Origin of the sequence: Dactylosporangium fulvum (genome assembly GCF_025137375.1) — a bacterium.
GTDB classification, from domain to species: domain Bacteria; phylum Actinomycetota; class Actinomycetes; order Mycobacteriales; family Micromonosporaceae; genus Dactylosporangium; species Dactylosporangium fulvum.
Window position 1 is genome coordinate 1,514,440 of the sequence record NZ_CP073720.1, and the last position, 18,013, is coordinate 1,532,452.

At 71.1% G+C, this 18,013-nt stretch carries 8 protein-coding genes; 7 read left to right on the top strand and 1 reads right to left on the bottom strand.

Translation table 11 applies throughout. From position 1 onward, the window contains the following. The first annotated feature begins 1 nt into the window (after position 1). Genes Dfulv_RS07075 through Dfulv_RS07095 form a run of 5 tightly spaced genes read left to right on the top strand, consistent with a single transcriptional unit; the run spans position 2 to position 9,119 of the window. A complete protein-coding gene (locus tag Dfulv_RS07075) occupies positions 2-2,962 on the top strand; it encodes an FtsX-like permease family protein (protein ID WP_259861829.1) in 2,961 nt (986 codons plus the stop codon). After that, entirely contained in the window at positions 2,959-5,988 is a 3,030-nt protein-coding gene (locus Dfulv_RS07080; RefSeq protein ID WP_259861830.1) for an ABC transporter permease, read from the top strand. Before Dfulv_RS07075 ends, Dfulv_RS07080 begins: the two co-directional genes overlap by 4 nt. Further along, a complete protein-coding gene (locus Dfulv_RS07085) occupies positions 5,985-6,857 on the top strand; it encodes an ABC transporter ATP-binding protein (protein WP_259861831.1) in 873 nt (290 codons plus the stop codon). The genes Dfulv_RS07080 and Dfulv_RS07085 overlap by 4 nt, the downstream gene beginning before the upstream one ends. A gap of 4 nt (positions 6,858-6,861) precedes the next feature. Further along, entirely contained in the window at positions 6,862-7,752 is an 891-nt protein-coding gene (locus Dfulv_RS07090) for a tetratricopeptide repeat protein (protein ID WP_259861832.1), read from the top strand. 11 nt (positions 7,753-7,763) lie between these two features. Beyond that, positions 7,764-9,119, top strand: coding sequence for an arginase family protein (locus Dfulv_RS07095; protein ID WP_259861833.1), 1,356 nt, complete (start codon positions 7,764-7,766; stop codon positions 9,117-9,119). An 820-nt stretch (positions 9,120-9,939) separates the two neighbouring features. Here the strand turns inward: Dfulv_RS07095 and Dfulv_RS07100 are convergent. Beyond that, positions 9,940-11,829, bottom strand: coding sequence for a penicillin-binding transpeptidase domain-containing protein (locus Dfulv_RS07100; RefSeq protein ID WP_259861834.1), 1,890 nt, complete (start codon positions 11,827-11,829; stop codon positions 9,940-9,942). 194 nt (positions 11,830-12,023) lie between these two features. Between Dfulv_RS07100 and Dfulv_RS07105 the strand changes: the two genes are divergently transcribed. Both Dfulv_RS07105 and Dfulv_RS07110 read left to right on the top strand, forming a co-directional pair. Then, positions 12,024-16,883 carry an NAD-glutamate dehydrogenase gene (locus Dfulv_RS07105; protein WP_259861835.1) on the top strand — a complete coding sequence of 1,620 codons (4,860 nt, stop codon included), beginning with the start codon at positions 12,024-12,026 and terminating at the stop codon, positions 16,881-16,883. 124 nt (positions 16,884-17,007) lie between these two features. Next, positions 17,008-18,006 (top strand): type IV toxin-antitoxin system AbiEi family antitoxin domain-containing protein, encoded by a 999-nt coding sequence (locus Dfulv_RS07110; RefSeq protein ID WP_259861836.1) that lies wholly within the window; start codon positions 17,008-17,010, stop codon positions 18,004-18,006. The last annotated feature ends 7 nt before the right edge of the window (positions 18,007-18,013 follow it).

Consider the following 18,013-nt stretch of genomic DNA (forward strand, 5'->3'; position numbering starts at 1 on the left):
CTTGCTGGCACTCGTGCTCGCAGCGTTGCGAGCGAGGCGCGCGCAGGCGCTGACGCTGCTCGTGTTGAGTACCCTGGCCGCAGCCGCCGCGGCGGCCGCCCCGTGGTACGTGTTGGCGTCCACCGAGCGCGTGGCCACACGACACATGGAGACGGCGCCGATCCAGGAGCGCTCCCTCGAAACCATCGCCGAAGGCCCCATCGAGGGCGGTTCGATCGCGGCGCTGCTGGCCGCCGACGCGGAGCTCACCCAGCGCATCGTGGGCCTGGACGGTTTCACCACGTACACACAGGCGTTCATCGGCGGCCAGATCAAGCCTGCGCAACCGACCACGCAGGGTGACGCGCGTGGCACCACCTCGCCGCTGGCGCTGCGCACCGGCGCCTGCGAGCACGCCTCGATCGAGGGCGCCTGCGCGACCGGCGCCGACGAGGCGATGCTCAGCTACCGCACCGCCCGCTGGCTGCAGGTGAAGGTCGGCGACCAGATCGTCTTCGCCAGCCCGAACCTCGAGACACCGGCCGTGCTGAAGGTCGTCGGCATCTACCTCCCCGACAACCCGGGCGACCCGTTCTGGAGCAGCAACGCCCAGCTGCTCGCGGTTGACCTGCCGACCGGCGCGGCACCCGAGATCACCGAGCCGGTCGACGACGCCGTGCTCGTCGGGCCCGCCGTCCTCGACCGGCTCAAGCCCAAGGCCGTGCGCATGATCGTCGACATGGTGGCGCAGCCCGCGCTGCTGGTCGACCACCAGCCGGACGAGGTCCGCGCCTCCCTCAACGCCTCGACGGTCGAGGCCGGCAACAACCGGCTGACGCTCAACACCCAGCTGCACTCGACGATCGACCGGGTCGAGCGGGACCGGCAGCTGGTCTCGCTGGGCGTGCCCGTCGGCGCGTTCCAGCTCCTCGTGCTGTGCTGGTTCGCGCTGTACCTCGCGGTGAAGTACACGGGCGAGGAGCGGCGGCCCGACATCGGGCTGGTGAAGCTGCGCGGCGCGACCCGCGGCCGCACCTGGGCCCTGGTGAGCGGCCAGAGCGCGCTGCCGATGCTGGCGGGTGCGGTGCTCGGCCTGCCGGTCGGATACCTCGTCGCCACCGCCGTCAACGGCTCCATCCGCGATCCCTCCGTGCGGGACCGGGCGCTGACGCTGTCGGTCGGCGCGGTCGTCCTCGCCGTCCTCGGCGCACTGCTCGCGGCGCTGCTCGCCGAGCGCCGGTCGCTCGGGGCGACCGTCGCCGAGCTGCTGCGGCAGAGCCCGGCCCGGGCCCGCGCCTGGCGGGACCTCTTCGACCTGGTGCTCGTGGTCGTCGCGGTCGCCGCGGTCTGGCAGGTGCAGACGCGCGCCGAGGGAGACATCGCCGGCCTCGCGCTGCTCGCTCCGGGCCTGGTCGCCCTGGCCTTCGCGCTCGTCGCCGCGCGCCTCATCACGTACAGTGCCGGCCGCATCGTCGAAAGCGCGCTGCGCCATGGCCGTGCGGCACGCGCGCTCACGGCCATCTATCTGGCCCGGCGGCCGGGCGTGCACCGCCTGGCCGCGCTGATGATCGTGACCGTGGCGCTGCTGTGCACCTCGTTCCTGACCTGGAGCGCGGGGCGGGATCAGGGCCGGGTGCGCGCGGAGTTGGAGGTCGGCGCCGACCGGGTGGTGTCGGTACGCGCGGAGAACCGCCTCGCCCTGCTCTACGCGGTCCGCCGCGTCGATCCCGAGGGGCGCTACGCGATGGCGGCCGTCCAGTCGCTGCGCTCCGGCAACGACCGGGTCCTGCTGGTCGACAGTCCACGGCTGGCGGCCACGGCGACGTGGCGGCCGGAATACGGCATGACCGCGGCGGAGACCGCCGCAGCCCTGCACCCGCCCGCCCCGGACCCCGCCTACGTCACCGCCGACACGCTGACGCTCGACGTCACCAACCACTACACGGTCGCCGACGACCAGCGGGTGGTCGTCCTCGACGTGATCATGGCCGACCCGAAGGGCAACCGGCTGGTCGCCCGGCTCGGTCCGCTGAAGGAGGGCCGGCAGCAGCTCACCGCGTCGCTGCCCGTCTGCGCGACCGCGCCCGGCTGCCGGCTCAGCTCGCTGGGCATCATGCAGAGCACGCTGGAGGCGAAGGTCTACTTCCCGTCCCGCCCCGGCGTCGAGGTGACCGTCCACGGCGTCAGCCAGAGCGGCGCCGACTCCACCGTGGTGGCCAAGGACGCGCTCGCGGACCGCACCCGGTGGCGCCTCGACGTGTCCGGCACGCCGCCGAACCTGATCGTCACCTCGGCCGCCGACGGGCTGCTGCTGCGGGTGGCACCGATCGGCCCGGGCAGCACCGACCCGGGCGTCTACCCGCTCGACTCGCCCGCGCCGATCGCGAGCGTCCGCGCCAAGCGGCTCCTTCCCAAGATCGCCGGTGACCAGCGCGTCAGTTACGGCTCGACGTCACTGTCCGAGCGGGTCGTCGGCACCGCCTCCCGGCTGCCCCGTCTCGGCGACCAGGGTGTGCTCATCGACCTGGAATACGCCGACCGGCTCGCCGCGGACTTCGGCGCCGGCGAGTCGATGCAGGTGTGGCTGTCCGCGACCGCGCCGGCGGACATGAAGGACCGGCTCAGCCGCGAGGGGCTGATCGTCCTCGGTGAGGAGACGATCGACGGCGTCGCCGACCGGTACGGGTCGTTCGGTCCGCCGCTGACCCTGCAGTTCATGCTGCTGTCCGCGGTCATCGGCCTCGCGCTGGCGATCGGCTCGGCCTCCGTGGTCGCGGCGGTGGAGCGTCGGCCGCGTGCCCGGGAGCTGACCGCGCTGCGGTCCCAGGGCGCCTCCGCGCGGCTGGTCAGGCGCGTGAGCGTCGAGGGCTACATCGTCCTCGTGGGCGTGTCACTGCTGCTCGGTCTCGTGCTCGCGGTGCTGATCCGGTTCACGATCGGTGACGTCATGCCCTACTTCGCCGACGGATGGAGCACGCCGTGATCGGGCTGGCCCTGTCGATGATCCGGGCCCGTCCCGGACAGGCACTCACGGCGTTCATCCTGGCCATGCTGGCGATGGCCGCCGCCGTCAGCGCGCCGGTCTACACGACGACCGCCGACCGGGCGGTCGTCGCGAGCGAAGTCGCCGCCGCGCCGGTCGAGGAGCGGGTGGTGCGGGCCCGGCGGGTGTCCGATGCCCGGGACCGCGCCTTCGAGGACCTGGTGCCGCAGGTCTTCGCCATCCCCGGGTTCAGCGGCGTGTTCAGCACCGAGTACGACTCGTACGTGACGACCGCCGACCCGAAGGTCGACCCGGTCGCGCCGCGCCTGGTCTACCGCGACGACGCCTGCGCGCACCTGCGCTTCGTCGCCGGCCGCTGCTTCATCAGCGGCACCGAGATCGTGCTGAGCAAGGAGACGCTCGACCAGCTCAAGCTGCCGATCGGCGAGACCGTCCAGACCAGCTTCGCGGCCTACGACGCGGAGGGCCGCGAGTGGGTCCCCGCCGGGCCGGCGGTCACGCTCACGGTCGTCGGCGCCTTCGAGGTCGTCGACAAGACCGACCAGTACTGGGCCGACTTCGACTACTTCAGCCCCCGCCGCACCGACCGGCTGGTGACCTCCCCGATCTTCGCGAGCCGGCTCACGCTCGAGGGCATCGAGCACAAGCGTGAGCGGCAGGGCCTCGACGTGGTCATCGGCGACCGGGCCATCTCGGGCGACACGCTCGACGGCGTGAACGCGGCGGTACAGGAGGGCAGCAACAAGCTGATCGCCCTGCCCGGCGGCGCGACCGTGCACACCGAACTGCCGGCCCTGCTGACCCGGATCAACGCCAACCGCTCGCTCGTCGGCGAGGTCGTGCCCATCGCCGCGGTACCGCTGGTGCTCCTGTGCTGGTTCGTCCTGTTCATCGCGGTCGCGTCGGCGACCCAGGAGCGCCGCCTGGAACTCGGGCTGTTCGCCCTGCGCGGGGTCAGCGTGCCCCGGCGCTGGTGGCTCGCCGCCGGCGAGAGCATCGTGCCGATCCTGGCCGGGGCCGTCGCCGGCTTCCTGCTGGGCCACTACCTCGTCCGGCTCGCCGCCTGGCTGCTGCTGCACAGCTCGGCGGAGGTACCGCTGTCCGCCGGCGCCAACTGGTGGGCGCTGACCGCGGTCGCCGGCGCGGTCTTCGCGGCCCTGCTCGCCCAGCGGGCCGAGCTGGCGAAGAAGACCATCGACCTGCTGCGCAACGTGCCGAGCCGGCTGTCGCGCTGGCGCAACGCCCCCGTCCTCGAGACCGCGGTGGTCGTGCTCGCCGCCGTCGCCGTGGTCCAGATGCGCCAGGGCGACAACGGGCTGACCGGGTTCGCCGTCTTCGCGCCCTCGCTGATCGTCATCGCCGTGGCCCTGATCGCCGCGCGGGCCGTGCTCCCGGTCGCGGAGCGGGTCGGCCGCCGGGCCATGCGCCAGGGCCGGATCGGTTCCACGCTCGCGGCCTACGCGATGTCCCGCCGCCCCGGCAGCCAGCGGATCCTCGCCCTGTTCGTGGTGGCGATCGCGCTGCTGTGCTTCGCGGCGACCGCGGCCAGCGCGTCGAGCGACACCCGCGACCGGCGGACCCGGGTCGAGCTGGGCGCGCCGCGCGTGCTCTCGGTCGAGCCGCTCAGCCGCGCCGCACTGCTGGCCAAGGTCCGCGCGCTCGACCCGGACGGCGCCTTCGCCATGGCCACCTCGATGGTCCCGGTCTCGGAAGACACGGGTATACCTCCGATGCTCGCCGTCGACAGCTCCCGCCTGCCCGACGTGGCGCTCTGGAACGACCCCCACGTCACCGCACAGGAGGCGGCGGCACTGCTGCATCCCGAGGTCGGCCGCGAGCCGATCATCGTGAACAACAAGGACCTGTCCCTCGACGTCACCGTCGACGCGATGGTCGACGCGTTCCGCGTCCGGTGGACCGCGGTGGTCGTACCGCTGGACGGTTCGGCGACCGGGGAGGTCGACCTCGGCGGGGTCCAGCTGGGCCGGCGCACGTACGTGCGGAACCTGCCGATGTGCGTCGACGGCTGCCGGCTCGTGGCACTGCAGATCGACCAGCCCGAGGGGCGCGGCTTCGACGTCTCGATGACGCTGCACAGCCTGAAGCAGGCCGGGAAGACCATCGCCGACGAGGCCGGCTTCGCCGACACCGACGCGTGGCGGGTGCCCGAGTCGCCGGGGCCGAAGCTGCTCGTACCGACGCTGACCGCGGCCAAGGACGGGCTGCGCGCCGAGGTGGCCAACTACCGGGGCGCCGACGTCGCCGTGCGGATCATGCCGACCGACGCGCCGTCGCCGCTGCCGGTCGTGATGGCCCGTACCGCGGGCATCGGCGACCACATGAGCGGCTTCGACGGCGCGCAGCTGACGATCGACCTCGCGGCCGAGGTCGACGCCGTGCCACGTCTCGGGCCCACGGGCGGGCTCGTCGACTTCGACTACGCCGAGCGGCACTCGACCGACGGCGGCGAGGCGGTGCAGCCGCAGATCTGGCTCGGCGAGCGCGCCCCGGCCAACGTGCTCGACCTGGTCCGCGACCAGGGCCTGACGGTCACCTCCGACCGGCAGCTCGGCCCGCTGCGCGCGCAGCTCGACGATCAGGGGCCGGCGGTCGCGCTGCGTTTCCACCAGCTGGCCGGCGGGTTCGCGGTGCTGCTCGCGGTGGGTGCGCTCTGGCTCGTCTCCAGCCTCGACCGCCAGCGGCGCGCGGGCGAGCTGCGCGCGCTGCGGGCACAGGGTGTGGCCCGGCGGGACGCCGCCGCCAACGGGTACCTCGCCCTCGTCGGCACGGCAGCGGTCATCGGACCCTTCACGGCCCTGGCGAGCTGGCTCCTGGTGCGCGAATATCTCCCGGTGTTCACCGACGACCCGGGTACCTTCGAGGTCTCGTACTGGCCGTCACCGATGCCGGTCGCCGTGGCCTGGCTGGCGGCCGGGCTGCTCCTGACCGGGGCGGCGCTGCTCGCCGGAGCCCGGCTCCGCGCTTCGACTAGGGGGATGCGATGAACGGGTTGGCGGTCGCCTGCCGGCGGGTCGTGCACATCTACCGGGCCGAGGCCGGTGACGTCGTCGCGCTCGCCGGTGTGGACCTGTCGATCGGGCCGGGGGAGACGCTCGCGCTCGTCGGACCGTCCGGCTCCGGCAAGTCGACGCTGATCGCGCTGCTGGCCGGGCTCATGCGCCCGTCGGCCGGCCGGGTCAACATCGGCACCTACGACATGGGCAAGCTGTCCGACAGTGAGATCGCCCGGCTGCGGGGCACCGAGATCGGCGTGGTCCTGCAGGGCGCCGCCCGAAACCTGCTGCCCTACGCCACACTGCACCGCAACATCTGGCTGGCGCAGCGGCGCGCGGCCCGCACCGAAGGCATCAAACTCGACGATCCCGACCGCATCCTCGACCTCGTCGGCCTGCCCGGCCTGGGCCGGGCCCGCATCGACGAGCTGGCGCCCGGCGCCCGGCAGCGCGCGGCCCTCGCCGTCGGCATCGCCGCCGGCCCCGGCCTCCTCCTCGTCGACGAGCCGACCAGCCAGCTGGACACCGCCGGCCGGGACGAGGTGCTGGAGGCGCTCGAGACGGTCAACCGGGAGCGCAACACCACCATCGTCGTGGTCACCCATGATGGTGACGTCGGCACCCGGCTCGGCCGCGCCGTGACCATCCGCGACGGCCGGGTCGGCGCCGAGGGGCGCGACGGCCAGGACTTCGCGGTGGTCGCCGGTGACGGCACGGTGCAGCTGCCGCCGGAGGTTCTCGGCGAATTCCCGCCCGGCACACTCTTCACCGTCGATCACATCGACGGACAGGTCACGCTGGTGGCGGGTGGATCCGACCGGTCACTTGCGGCGGATCACCTGGGGCACGTGCAAAACTAGGGCCATGAGCGACCCACGGCAGACCCAGTCGATCTTCACCCGCGGGGCGGTGGACCTCGGCGCCCTGGCCCGCAGCAACGCGGCCGCCGCGCAGCGATCTGCCCAGCCCACCCCCGCCTCCCCCAGTGCGCACATCGTCGACGTCACCGAGGCGAACTTCCAGAACGAGGTTCTGCAGCGGTCGCTGACCACGCCCGTCGTGGTCGACTTCTACGTCGCCGGCAGCCAGCCGCACCAGCAGTTCTCCCCGCTGCTGGAGAAGCTCGCGGCGGAGAGCAACGGTGCCTGGGTGCTCGCCAGGGCCGACATCGAGGCCAACCCGCGCCTCGCGCAGATGTTCCGGATCCAGGGCATCCCGTTTGTGGTGGCGATCGTCGGCGGCCAGCCGGTCGACGCCTTCAACCAGATGCTGCCGGAGCCGCACCTGCGCCAGTGGATCGACGCGGTGCTCAAGGCCGCCGGTGTCGAGGTCGAGCAGCCGGAGGATCCGCGCCTGCTCGCCGCCGACGACGCCATGGCCGACGGTGACCTGGACGCGGCCGAGGCCGCCTACCGCAAGATCCTGGCGGAGACGCCCAACGACGCCGTGGCCGAGTCGGGCCTGGCGCAGGTCGGGCTGCTCCGCCGCACCGAGGGCGTCGACCTCGGTGCGGTCCTGGCCGCGGCGCAGGCCGCGCCCGGCGACGTGGCGGCGCAGCTGCTCGCCGCCGACGTCGAGGTGCTGTCGGGCGAGGCGGAAAAGGCCTATCTGCGACTCGTCGACCTGATCCGCCGCACGGCGGGCGACGACCGGGAGACCGCGCGCAAGCACCTGGTCTCGCTGTTCGCCGTCGCCGGCCCCGACGACCCCGCGGTCGCCAAGGCCCGCCGGGCGCTGGCGAGCGCGATCTTCTGAGCCGGGCGCACATGCGCCGGATCGCCGTCGTCGACGCACCGAGCAACCTGGGGTTGCGGCCACCGACCGCCACCTCCGTGCCCGGCTGCGCGAAGGCACCCGGCGCCCTGCGCGACAACGGGCTGCTGACCCGCCTGGGCGCCCGTGACGCCGGGTGCATCACCCCGCCGCGGTACGACCCGGCGGGGTGGCAGCCCGGCGACGGCGTGGCCCAGGCGAACGAGATCGTCGTGTTCGTCCGCCGGCTGGCCGACCGGATCGGCACGATCCTCGGCGCCGGCGACTTCCCGCTGGTTCTCGGCGGTGACTGCTCGATCCTCCTGGGCGCGGGCCTGGCGATGCGGCGCTACGCGGCGACGCTCGACGGGCGGATCGGGCTGGTCTACGTCGACGGTCACTCCGACTTCCGGCACGAGGGCAACGCGTCGTACGTCGGCGCCGCCGCGGGCGAGGCCCTGGCCCTGGCCACGGGCCGCGGCCAGGCCAACCTGTCGGCGATCGAGCAGCGGCGCCCGTATTTCCGCGACGTCGACGTGGTGCTGCTCGGCATCCGCACGCACGATGAGTACCGTCTGGATCTGCAGGCGGCGGGCATCGTCGCGCGCGCCGTCCCGGAACTGCGCTCCAACGGCGCGGCGCGTTCGGCGCAGTGGGCCCGCGACCAGCTCCGCGACTGCGCCGGCTTCTGGGTCCACATCGACGTCGACGTGCTCGACCCCGCGGTCATGCCCGCGGTCGACGCCCCCGATGTGGGCGGCATCGCGTACCGGGAGCTGGAGATCCTGCTGAGCGGCCTGGTGTCCGACCCCCGCTGCGTCGGCGCCCAGGTGACGGTGTTCGATCCGGACTACGATCCGGACGGCCGGTATGCGGCGGAGGTGACCGACGCGCTGGTGGCGGGCCTGGAGCCACTGGTGACGTCGTCGGCCCTGGTCGCGGCGGACCTGATCCCTCCTGTGTCGGCTCCTCCTGTTGTGTCCGCTCCTCCTGTCCCGGCTCCTCCGGCGGTCTTCGCTCCTCCGGTTTCTGCGCCTCCGGTGGTCTCCGCTCCTCCGGTGGTCTCCGCTCCGCCGGTGGTCTCGGTGCCGCCTGTTGTCTCCGCTCCTCCTGTGCCGGCTCCGCCGGAGTCCGTCGAGGCTTTGCCGGAACAGGAGGACGATCCTGATCCCGCGGAGCTGGACGGCATGGAGCCCGGGCGGGTGGGAATGCTGAGGCCGGGTGCGCTGGCGGTGCCGTTCGTGCCCGCACAGACGGTCCCGCACCGCGAGGATGCGGACGGGGCGGAGCCCCCGGAGTCGCCGCTGGCCGACGTCGTGCCGGCGGCCCGGACACCCCTCGACGAGGAGGAACCCGAGCCGGCGAGCTGACCGGCTGATCACTGCGCGACGGTTCGAGCGGCGCTGACGGCGGGCGATGCAGCAGGTGCCGTCCTCGTTGACCTGCCGATTTCATGGACCTGTCGCCTGCAACGAACCCGGCGGGATGCCCCGATGGCCTCGAATCCGGTGCGCCCATGCAGCCAGTCCGGTGTCCACTAACGTTCGCCGGTTTGTCGCGCGTCGATCCTGCAGTGGTGGTGTCTAACAAATCGGGTATTCAGGGAGTGTCTCGGCACCACCACTGCAAGATCGACGCTGGCGGACCCGGTCGGCGTTGGGTGGACACCGCATTAGCGCCATGCGAGCCGCACTCATGCGAGCCGCGTCCGCGCAGGTCGCGCCTCGTGTAAGCCGCGCCTCGTGTTCATGTAAGCCGCGCCTCGTGTTCGTGTAAGCCGCGTCTCGTGCAGGCCGCGCCCCCGTGTGAGCCGCGCCCGTTTGGGCCGCGCCTCGTGTGAGCCGCGCCCGTGCGACCGGCGCGCACGGAGCCGCACGCTCGGGCGCCCCGCGCTCACGGAACCCGATGCTTCTCGACAGCCTGGCCCACCTCGGCCGACATTCCGGACATCTTGGTGCATCGACGTCGGTGCATGAAGGTGCTTTTTCGTGATCGCGAAGACTTTGCGCCTCCCCGGGTGCTCAAAGTCTTCGGGATCATGAAAACTGGGCGTCTAGCCAATCGATGTATGACGATGTCATACCAGTATGTGGGTTCGTGAGGTGCTGAAGGGAAGGTCGGCCCGCAGTGGGGCACCGGACAGTTGTGGCGGGGTGGTGGTCGTCTGCGCGTCCGGCCACCCCGCCGAGATCAGCCGATCGTCTGGAAGAACTTGCCGGCGATCGGGACCGCCGCCGCGGTACTGGCGCCGCCGTTCTCGACGAACACGCAGAATGCGATGTCGCCGCGGTACCCCATGAACCACGAGTGCGTGTGTGCCGGGTCGTTGTCGTACTCCGCCGTGCCGGTCTTGCCCCGCAGGTCGCCCGGCAGGTTCTTCAACTGGTCCGCCGTGCCGACCGTGACCACCTCGCGCATCATCTGCCGCAGTGCGTCCAGCGACGCCTGGTTGAGCTGCGGGCCGTCGGCCGCCGGGTCCTTGGGGGCCGGGTCGAGGACGAGCTGCGGCTGCTTCCACTGGCCGCGGGCGATCGCCGCCGCCGCGCCGGCCAGGATGACCGGGGACGCCAGCGTGGTGCCCTGGCCGAAGGCGGCGGCCGCCTGCTCGGACTTCGAGCCGTTCGCCGAGACCTTGCCGGTGAACACGTCCGTGCCGAGGTCCCACGGGATGCCGATGCCGACCGTCTGGGCGGTCTTCGCCAGGCCGTCGGGGCCCAGCTGCGGCGCCAGGCTGGCGAACGCGGTGTTGCACGACTTCGCGAAGTCGGTGCGCAGGGGGACGTCGCCGAGTTCCATGTCGTGGGAGTTGCGGAAGGTGCGGCCGTCGACCGTCAGGTTCTTCGGGCACGGCACGATCGACTCGCCGGTGAGGCCCTTGTCCAGCGCGCCCAGCGCGGTGATCGTCTTGAACGTCGAGCCGGGTGGTGTCTGGCCGGTCAGCGCGAAGTTGTTGCCGGCCGCGCCGGGACCGTTGGCGACCGCGACGATCGAGTTGTCGCTGATCCGGATCGCGACCAGGGCCGAGCGGCGCGTGTCGAGCGCCAGGGCCTGCTCGGCCGCGTTCTGGACGTTGACGTCGAGCGTCAGTTTGATCTTGGCGCCCTCGGCGGGATCCGCGGAGAAGAGCTTCACATCGGGTGTACCGGTGGGCTTGGGGATGACCACGGAGACGCCGGGCTTGCCCTGGAGGATCGAGTCGTACTTCTGCTGCAGCCCCGACAGGCCGACGACGTCGCCGATCTTGTACTTGCCCGGGTTCTTGTCCATGATCTCCTTCGTCACCTCGCCGGAGGTGCCGAGGAGTGCGCGGGCGAACTGTGCCGAAGGCCCCAGCGACTGCGTCGAGTTGCGGGTGACGACGCCCGGCGTCGAGCGGAGCTTGTTCGCGACCGAGTCGTACACCTCCTTACGGAGCGTGACGATCTCGACGAACGCGTCGGACTTGGCGGACTTCACCCGGTTGGGCAGGTTGGTCAGGTCGACGGACACGTTCGCCGCCGTGAACGCCTCGCCGAGGTTCTTGACGACCAGGTTGATGTCGGTGATCTGACGCGGCTCCACGCCGACGACGACCACGGACTTGCTGCTCACGATCGGCTGGCCGGAGCCGTCGAGGATGCTCCCGCGGGTGCCCGCGGTCTTGCGGACGGCGAGTTTGTCGGTGTCCTGAAGGTCGGGGTGGATCGTCTTCGCGCTGAAGACCACCGTCCACTGCTTGTCGACCCGCCTGGCGTTGACCGTCGTGTCGTACGCCCACGTGGAGCCCGACACCGGCCACTCCACGCTGACGACCGCGCTGCTCTGGTCGTCCTTGACCGCCGGGGCGCCCTTGAGCGCCAGCTTCGGCGGCTGGGCGGCGAGGTCGCCGGCGACTGTGGTCAGCAGGTTCTGGGCCGCGTCGCCACTGAGCGCTTTGCCATCCGGACCCACAAACTTCAGGCCCGCGATGTTGCCCTGCTCCCACGCCCCGAGGAACGTCTTCAACGCGTCGTCCGGCGGCTTGCTCGAACACGCCGGCAACATGCCGAGCAACGCCAGGGCGGCGAAGAGGGCGATGGGGCGACGGAGTGAAACGGCCATGGGGGCGATTCTGCGTCATGAAAGCCAGGATCCGCACGCCCCAAGATCGAACAAGTACGACAATTAGTGCACGGGTGTGTGGTCGATCGGGTAACCGACGGTTGTCGGACGAGGCGGCGGGTCGACATGTCAGGGGTACGTCTTAGGCTGTCCATGGACAACCCACAGCGTCGTGGGTGAGGGGAGAACAACCGATGAACCGGCCTACGGCCACCCGGGTGAGCGAAACCACTGCCGAACCTGCGGTCGAGGACGACGAGTTAGAGCAGCACGTGCCAAACGCGGAGCATCTGGTCGCGGAGGCCGTCGTCCTGGCGACAGCCCAGGACGCCGACCCCGAGTTGGTCGCGCACTACTGGCGCCTCGTGCCCGACGAGGAGCTCGCCGGCTGCAATGTGGCCAAGATGGTCGCCGCTACCCGGTCGCATCTGGAGCTGGCTCAGCAGCGGGTGCCCGGCGAGCTGAAGCTCCGACTCGGCATGAGCGTCGCCGGCGGCACGTCGCTGGAGATCGTCACCGACGACATGCCGTTCCTCGTCGACTCGATCACAAGCGCCCTGTCGTCGCGCGACATCGATCTGAATCTGATGGTCCATCCGCTGGTCGTCGTCCGGCGGGCACCGCTGGGCGCGCTGGAAAAGGTCCGGGTCGGCCTCGAGCCCGAGGACGCCGCACCGGGTGACATCGTCGAGAGCTGGATCCGCATCGAGGTCGACCGGATCCGCGACGAGGCCGATCTCGAGGAACTGCGCAACGACCTGGCCCGAGTGCTCAACGACGTGCGCGAGGCGGTCGAGGACTGGCCCAAGATGCGCATCCAGGCGCTCGCGCTGGCCGACGAGCTCGGCAGTGCGCAGCTGCCGGTGCCGGACAAGGACATCACCGACTCCGTCGAGCTGCTGCGCTGGCTGGTGGACGACCACTTCACGTTCCTCGGCTACCGGGAATACCGGCTGACCAAGGGCGACGACGGCGAGGAGCTGCTGCAGGCGGTGCTCGGCTCGGGCCTGGGCATCCTGCGTGCCGACCAGACGCACCCCCGGGTGCTGAGCTCGATGACCGCCGAGGCCTACGCCAAGGCACTGGAGAAGCGCCTCCTCATCATCACCAAGGCCAACTCGCGCGCGACCGTGCACCGCGCGGCCTACCTGGACTACATCGGGTTCAAGCAGTTCGACGCCGAGGGCAACGTGGTGGGGGAGAAGCGGTTCCTCGGCCTGTTCTCGTCGGCGGCCTACCGCACCAGCGTCCGTGACCTGCCGGTCGTCAAGCGCAAGGTCGCCGAGGTGGTCGAGCGCTCGGGGCTGTCGCCGCGCAGCCACTCCGGCAAGGACCTGCTGGAGACGCTGGAGACCTACCCGCGCGACGAGCTCTTCCAGATCACCACCGACGAGCTCTTCAACGCCGTCATGGGCGTCCTGCGCCTGGCCGGCCGTCGCCAGCTGCGTCTGTTCCTGCGCCGCGACGGTTACGGTCGGTTCATCTCCTGCCTGGTCTACCTGCCCCGTGACCGGTTCACCACTGCCAACCGGCTGCGCATCCAGCAGATCCTGCTCGCCGAGCTCAACGGCATCGGCGTCGACTACACCACCCGGGTCGGTGAGTCGAAGTTCGCCCGGGTGCACTTCATCGTGCGTACCGAGCCCGGCAACCCGCCCGGCGACATCAACGTCGACCGTCTCACCGAGCGCCTGGCCGAGGCCACCCGCCTGTGGGACGACGACTTCCACATGGTGCTGGAGCGCAAGCTCAACGACGAGCACCAGGCCAAACAGCTCCATCAGCGTTACGTGGGCGCGCTCCCCGAGACGTACAAGGACGAGCACACGCCGAACGAAGCGGTGAAGGACGTCGCCAAGCTGGAGCTGCTCGACGAGCCGGGTCAGCTCGTCATGCACGTCTACCGGCGCCGGCGGGATGAGAGCGACATCCGGTTCAAGGTGTTCCGCCACGGCGAGCCGATGATCCTCTCCGCCGTCCTCCCGGTGCTGCACTCGCTCGGCGTGCGGGTCACCGACGAGCGGCCGTATGAGATCGTCCGCTCCGACGGCACCATCTATCTCTACGACTTCGGGCTGCAACTGCCGTCCGACTCGAGGGCGATCGTCGAGGTCCGCCCGCACCTGGAGAACGCGTTCTCCGCCACCTGGCGGGGTGAGGCCGAGGTCGACAGCTTCAACAGCCTCGTGCTGAGGGCCGGCCTGACCTGGCGCGAGGTCGTCATCCTCCGGGCCTACGCGAAGTACCTGCGCCAGGCCGGCACGGTGTTCTCGCAGGACTACATGGAGACGACGCTCCTGGCCTACCCCTCGATCGCCGCGAAACTCGTGGACCTGTTCACGGCACGCTTCGACCCGCGACTGCAGCTGTCGGAGACGGCGCGGTCGGAGTGGTCGAAGGAGATGGTCGCGGCGATCAACGAGGACCTCGACACGGTGACCAGCCTCGACCAGGACCGCATCCTGCGTTCGTTCCTGCACCTGATCCAGGCCACGCTGCGCACGTCGTTCTTCCAGCGTGGTTCGGCGGGGCGCCCCAAGTCGTACACGGCCTTCAAGTTCGACTCGCAGTCGATCCCCGACCTGCCGGCGCCGCGACCGCGGTTCGAGATCTTCGTCTACTCGCCGCGGTTCGAGGGTGTGCACCTGCGGTTCGGCTCGGTCGCGCGGGGCGGTCTGCGCTGGTCCGACCGGCGCGAGGACTTCCGGACCGAGATCCTCGGCCTGGTCAAGGCGCAGATGGTGAAAAACGCGGTCATCGTGCCGACCGGTGCCAAGGGCGGGTTCGTCCTCAAGGAGAAGCCGGGCGACCGCGACGAGGCCGTCGAGTGCTACCAGCTGTTCATCTCGGCCCTGCTCGACGTCACCGACAACCTCGACGGCGGCAAGGTCGTCGCGCCGCCCGAGGTGGTGCGGCACGACCCCGACGACCCCTACCTGGTGGTCGCCGCCGACAAGGGCACCGCGACGTTCTCGGACATCGCCAACGAGATCTCGATGAAGTACGGCTTCTGGCTCGGCGACGCGTTCGCGTCCGGCGGCTCGGCGGGCTACGACCACAAGAGGATGGGCATCACCGCCAGGGGCGCCTGGGAGTCGGTGAAGCGGCACTTCCGCGACCTCGGCGTCGACACCCAGACGACCGAGTTCACGGTGGTCGGCGTCGGCGACATGTCCGGTGACGTGTTCGGCAACGGGATGCTGCTCTCGCGGCACATCCGGCTCGTGGCCGCGTTCGACCACCGGCACATCTTCATCGACCCGCAGCCCGACGCCGCGACGGCGTTCGAGGAGCGGTCGCGGCTGTTCAAGCTGCCCCGGTCCTCGTGGGACGACTACGACAAGGCGCTGATCTCCGCCGGCGGCGGTGTCTACCCGCGGACGGCGAAGTCGATCCCGATCTCGCCCGAGGCGAAGGAGGCGCTGGGGATCCCGGCGTTGATCACCGCGCTCACGCCCAACGAGCTGATGCACGCGATCCTGGCCGCGCCGGTGGACCTGTTCTGGAACGGTGGCATCGGGACGTACGTCAAGGCCACGAGCGAGTCGCACGCCGACGTCGGCGACAAGGCCAACGACTACATCCGGGTCAACGGCCGCGAGCTGCGCGCCAAGGTCGTCGGCGAGGGCGGAAACCTGGGCCTGACCCAGCGGGGCCGGATCGAATACGCGCTCGGCGGCGGCCGCATCGCGACCGACTTCATCGACAACTCCGCCGGCGTCGACTGCTCCGACCACGAGGTCAACATCAAGATCCTGCTCGACCGCGCGGTCCTCGACGGTGCGCTCGCCTCGAAGGACCGCAACCCGCTGCTCGCCGAGATGACCGACGAGGTCGGCGAGCTGGTCCTGAAGGACAACTACGACCAGGCGACGGCGCTCGGCAACGCCCGCGCGCAGTCCCGCTCGCTGCTGCCGGTCCACAAGCGGCTCATCGCCGACCTGGAGCGGCGCGGCCAGCTCGACCGCGCGCTGGAGGGCCTGCCGACCGACGAGGACCTCGACGCGCGCGCCGAGGCAGGGGTCGGCCTGACCTCACCCGAGTTCGCGGTCCTGCTGTCCTACGTCAAGATCGTCCTCGAGCACGAGATCCTCGACTCCAACCTGCCCGACGAGGACTGGACCAACGAGGTGCTCGTCGACTACTTCCCGACCCCGCTGCGGGAGCGGTTCGTGGAGGCGATGGCCGAGCACCCGCTCCGCCGCGAGATCGTCACCACGCAGGTGGTCAACGAGGCCGTCAACCACGGGGGCACGTCGTTCTTCCACCGCGCCGCCGAGGAGACCGGAGCCGGCGCCGCCGACATCCTCCGGGCATCCGTGGTGATCCGGGAGGTGTACGGCCTGGGCGAGCTGCGCCGCGCCGTCGAGTCCCTCGACAACCAGGTCCCGACGGAGGCGCAGACGGCGGTCTACCTGGAGGGCCGGCGACTGCTCGATCGCGCGGTCCGCTGGCTGGTCTCCAACCGTCGCCTGCCGATCGACGTCCCCGGCGAGATCGCCCGCCTGCGCCCCGGCATCTCGCGCCTGCTGCCGCAGCTGGAGACGCTGTTCCGTGGCCAGGAGCGGGAGGCGCTGCACGCCAACACGGCCACGCTGCGGGAGATGGGCCTGCCGGACGAGATCGCGGACACGACGACCCGGATCACGTACGGCTTCGGCCTCCTCGACATCGTCGAGGTCGCGTCGCAGACGGGCCGGGAGGTCAGCGAGGTCGCCACGGTCTACTACGTGCTGTCGGAGCGGTTCCGCGTCGACGACCTGCTCTCGCGGATCTCCAACCTGCCGCGTGAGGACCGTTGGCAGACGCTGGCCCGGATGGCGCTGCGCTACGACCTGTACGCCGCACTGGCCGCCCTGACGGCGGAGGTCCTCAACGCGACGGCGCCGGACGACGCCGAGGCCCGCGTCCACGAGTGGGAGCAGAGCAACGCCACGTCGATCGCCCGCACCCGCAACGCGATCGGCGAGTTCGGCGAGTCCCCGGGCGACCTGGCCGCCATCTCGGTGCTGCTCCGCCAGATCCGCACACTGGTCCGCACGTCCGCCGCCTGACCGCCCATGATCCGGAAGACTTCGCGCCGCTATTCAGCGCGAAGTCTTCCGGATCATGGCGGAGTTATCCACAGGCCGAAGTTGGTCCTTCCGTAGCCGTCCATGCCGCCGTGACGCTTGGCGGGTGCTCGACGAACTGCTCAAGCGACAGGCCGGTGTGGTGACACGGGCTCAGGCACTGGCGGCGGGACTGCGCGCCGACGTGATCCGCCGGAACGTGGACGCAGGGCGATGGGTGTTGGTCTTCCGGGGCGTCTACCGCACGTTCACCGGCGAACCGACCAGGGCTTCGACGCTCTGGGCGGTGCTGCTGCGGGCCGGCAGCGGTGCGGCGCTGAGCCACCGGACCGCAGCCGAGCTCCACGGGCTGGTGGACAAGCCGTCCGACCCGATCCATGTGACGATTCCCGCCGGACGCCGCATCCGCCCGATGCCCGGTGTTGTCGTTCACCATCGGGCCCGCATCGCCGTCCAGGCCGGCTCGCCGTTGCGCCGCACCCGGGTGGAAGAGACCGTGCTCGACCTGTGTGACCTGGCGACGCGGGCCGACACCGCTGTCGGCTGGATCACCACCGCGTGCGGTCGTCGGCTGACCACTCCGGAGCGGATTCTGGATGCCGTCAGCCACCGGAAACAGCTGCGGTGGCGCCGGCTGATCACAGCGGTGCTCGACGACACCGCCGAAGGTGTGCACTCCGTGTTGGAGCGGCGATATCTACGTGACGTCGAGCGGGGCCATCGCCTGCCCCCGGGTCGGCGGCAGGCGAAGCGGAGGGTCGGCGACCGTCACGAATACCGCGACGTCCTCTACGACGGGTTCGGCACCGTCGTCGAGCTCGACGGCCGTGCGTACCACCCGGAGGAGCGTCGCAGCCGGGACCGGCAACGCGACAACGAGTCCGCGGCGGTGGGGGAGCGGACGCTGCGGTACGGCTGGGCCGACGTGACCACGCCCTGTCCTACCGCGAGTCAGGTTGCCCGGGCGCTCCGTGCGGGCGGGTGGCGCGGGCAGGTGCAGCCCTGCAAGCGGCGCGACTGCACAGTGCGGCGCACGGCCAGGCGACGTTTTCATGATCCGGAAGACTTCACGCCGAATAGCGGCGTCAAGTCTTCCGGATCATGAAGGGTGG

What these genes read in the sequence shown, in the direction of transcription:
- Dfulv_RS07085 (WP_259861831.1), top strand. Translation starts at nt 5,985, where the DNA reads ATGAACGGGTTGGCGGTCGCCTGCCGGCGGGTCGTGCACATCTACCGG.
- Dfulv_RS07090 (WP_259861832.1), top strand. Translation starts at nt 6,862, where the DNA reads ATGAGCGACCCACGGCAGACCCAGTCGATCTTCACCCGCGGGGCGGTG.
- Dfulv_RS07095 (WP_259861833.1), top strand. Translation starts at nt 7,764, where the DNA reads ATGCGCCGGATCGCCGTCGTCGACGCACCGAGCAACCTGGGGTTGCGG.
- Dfulv_RS07100 (WP_259861834.1), bottom strand. Translation starts at nt 11,829, where the DNA reads ATGGCCGTTTCACTCCGTCGCCCCATCGCCCTCTTCGCCGCCCTGGCG.
- Dfulv_RS07105 (WP_259861835.1), top strand. Translation starts at nt 12,024, where the DNA reads ATGAACCGGCCTACGGCCACCCGGGTGAGCGAAACCACTGCCGAACCT.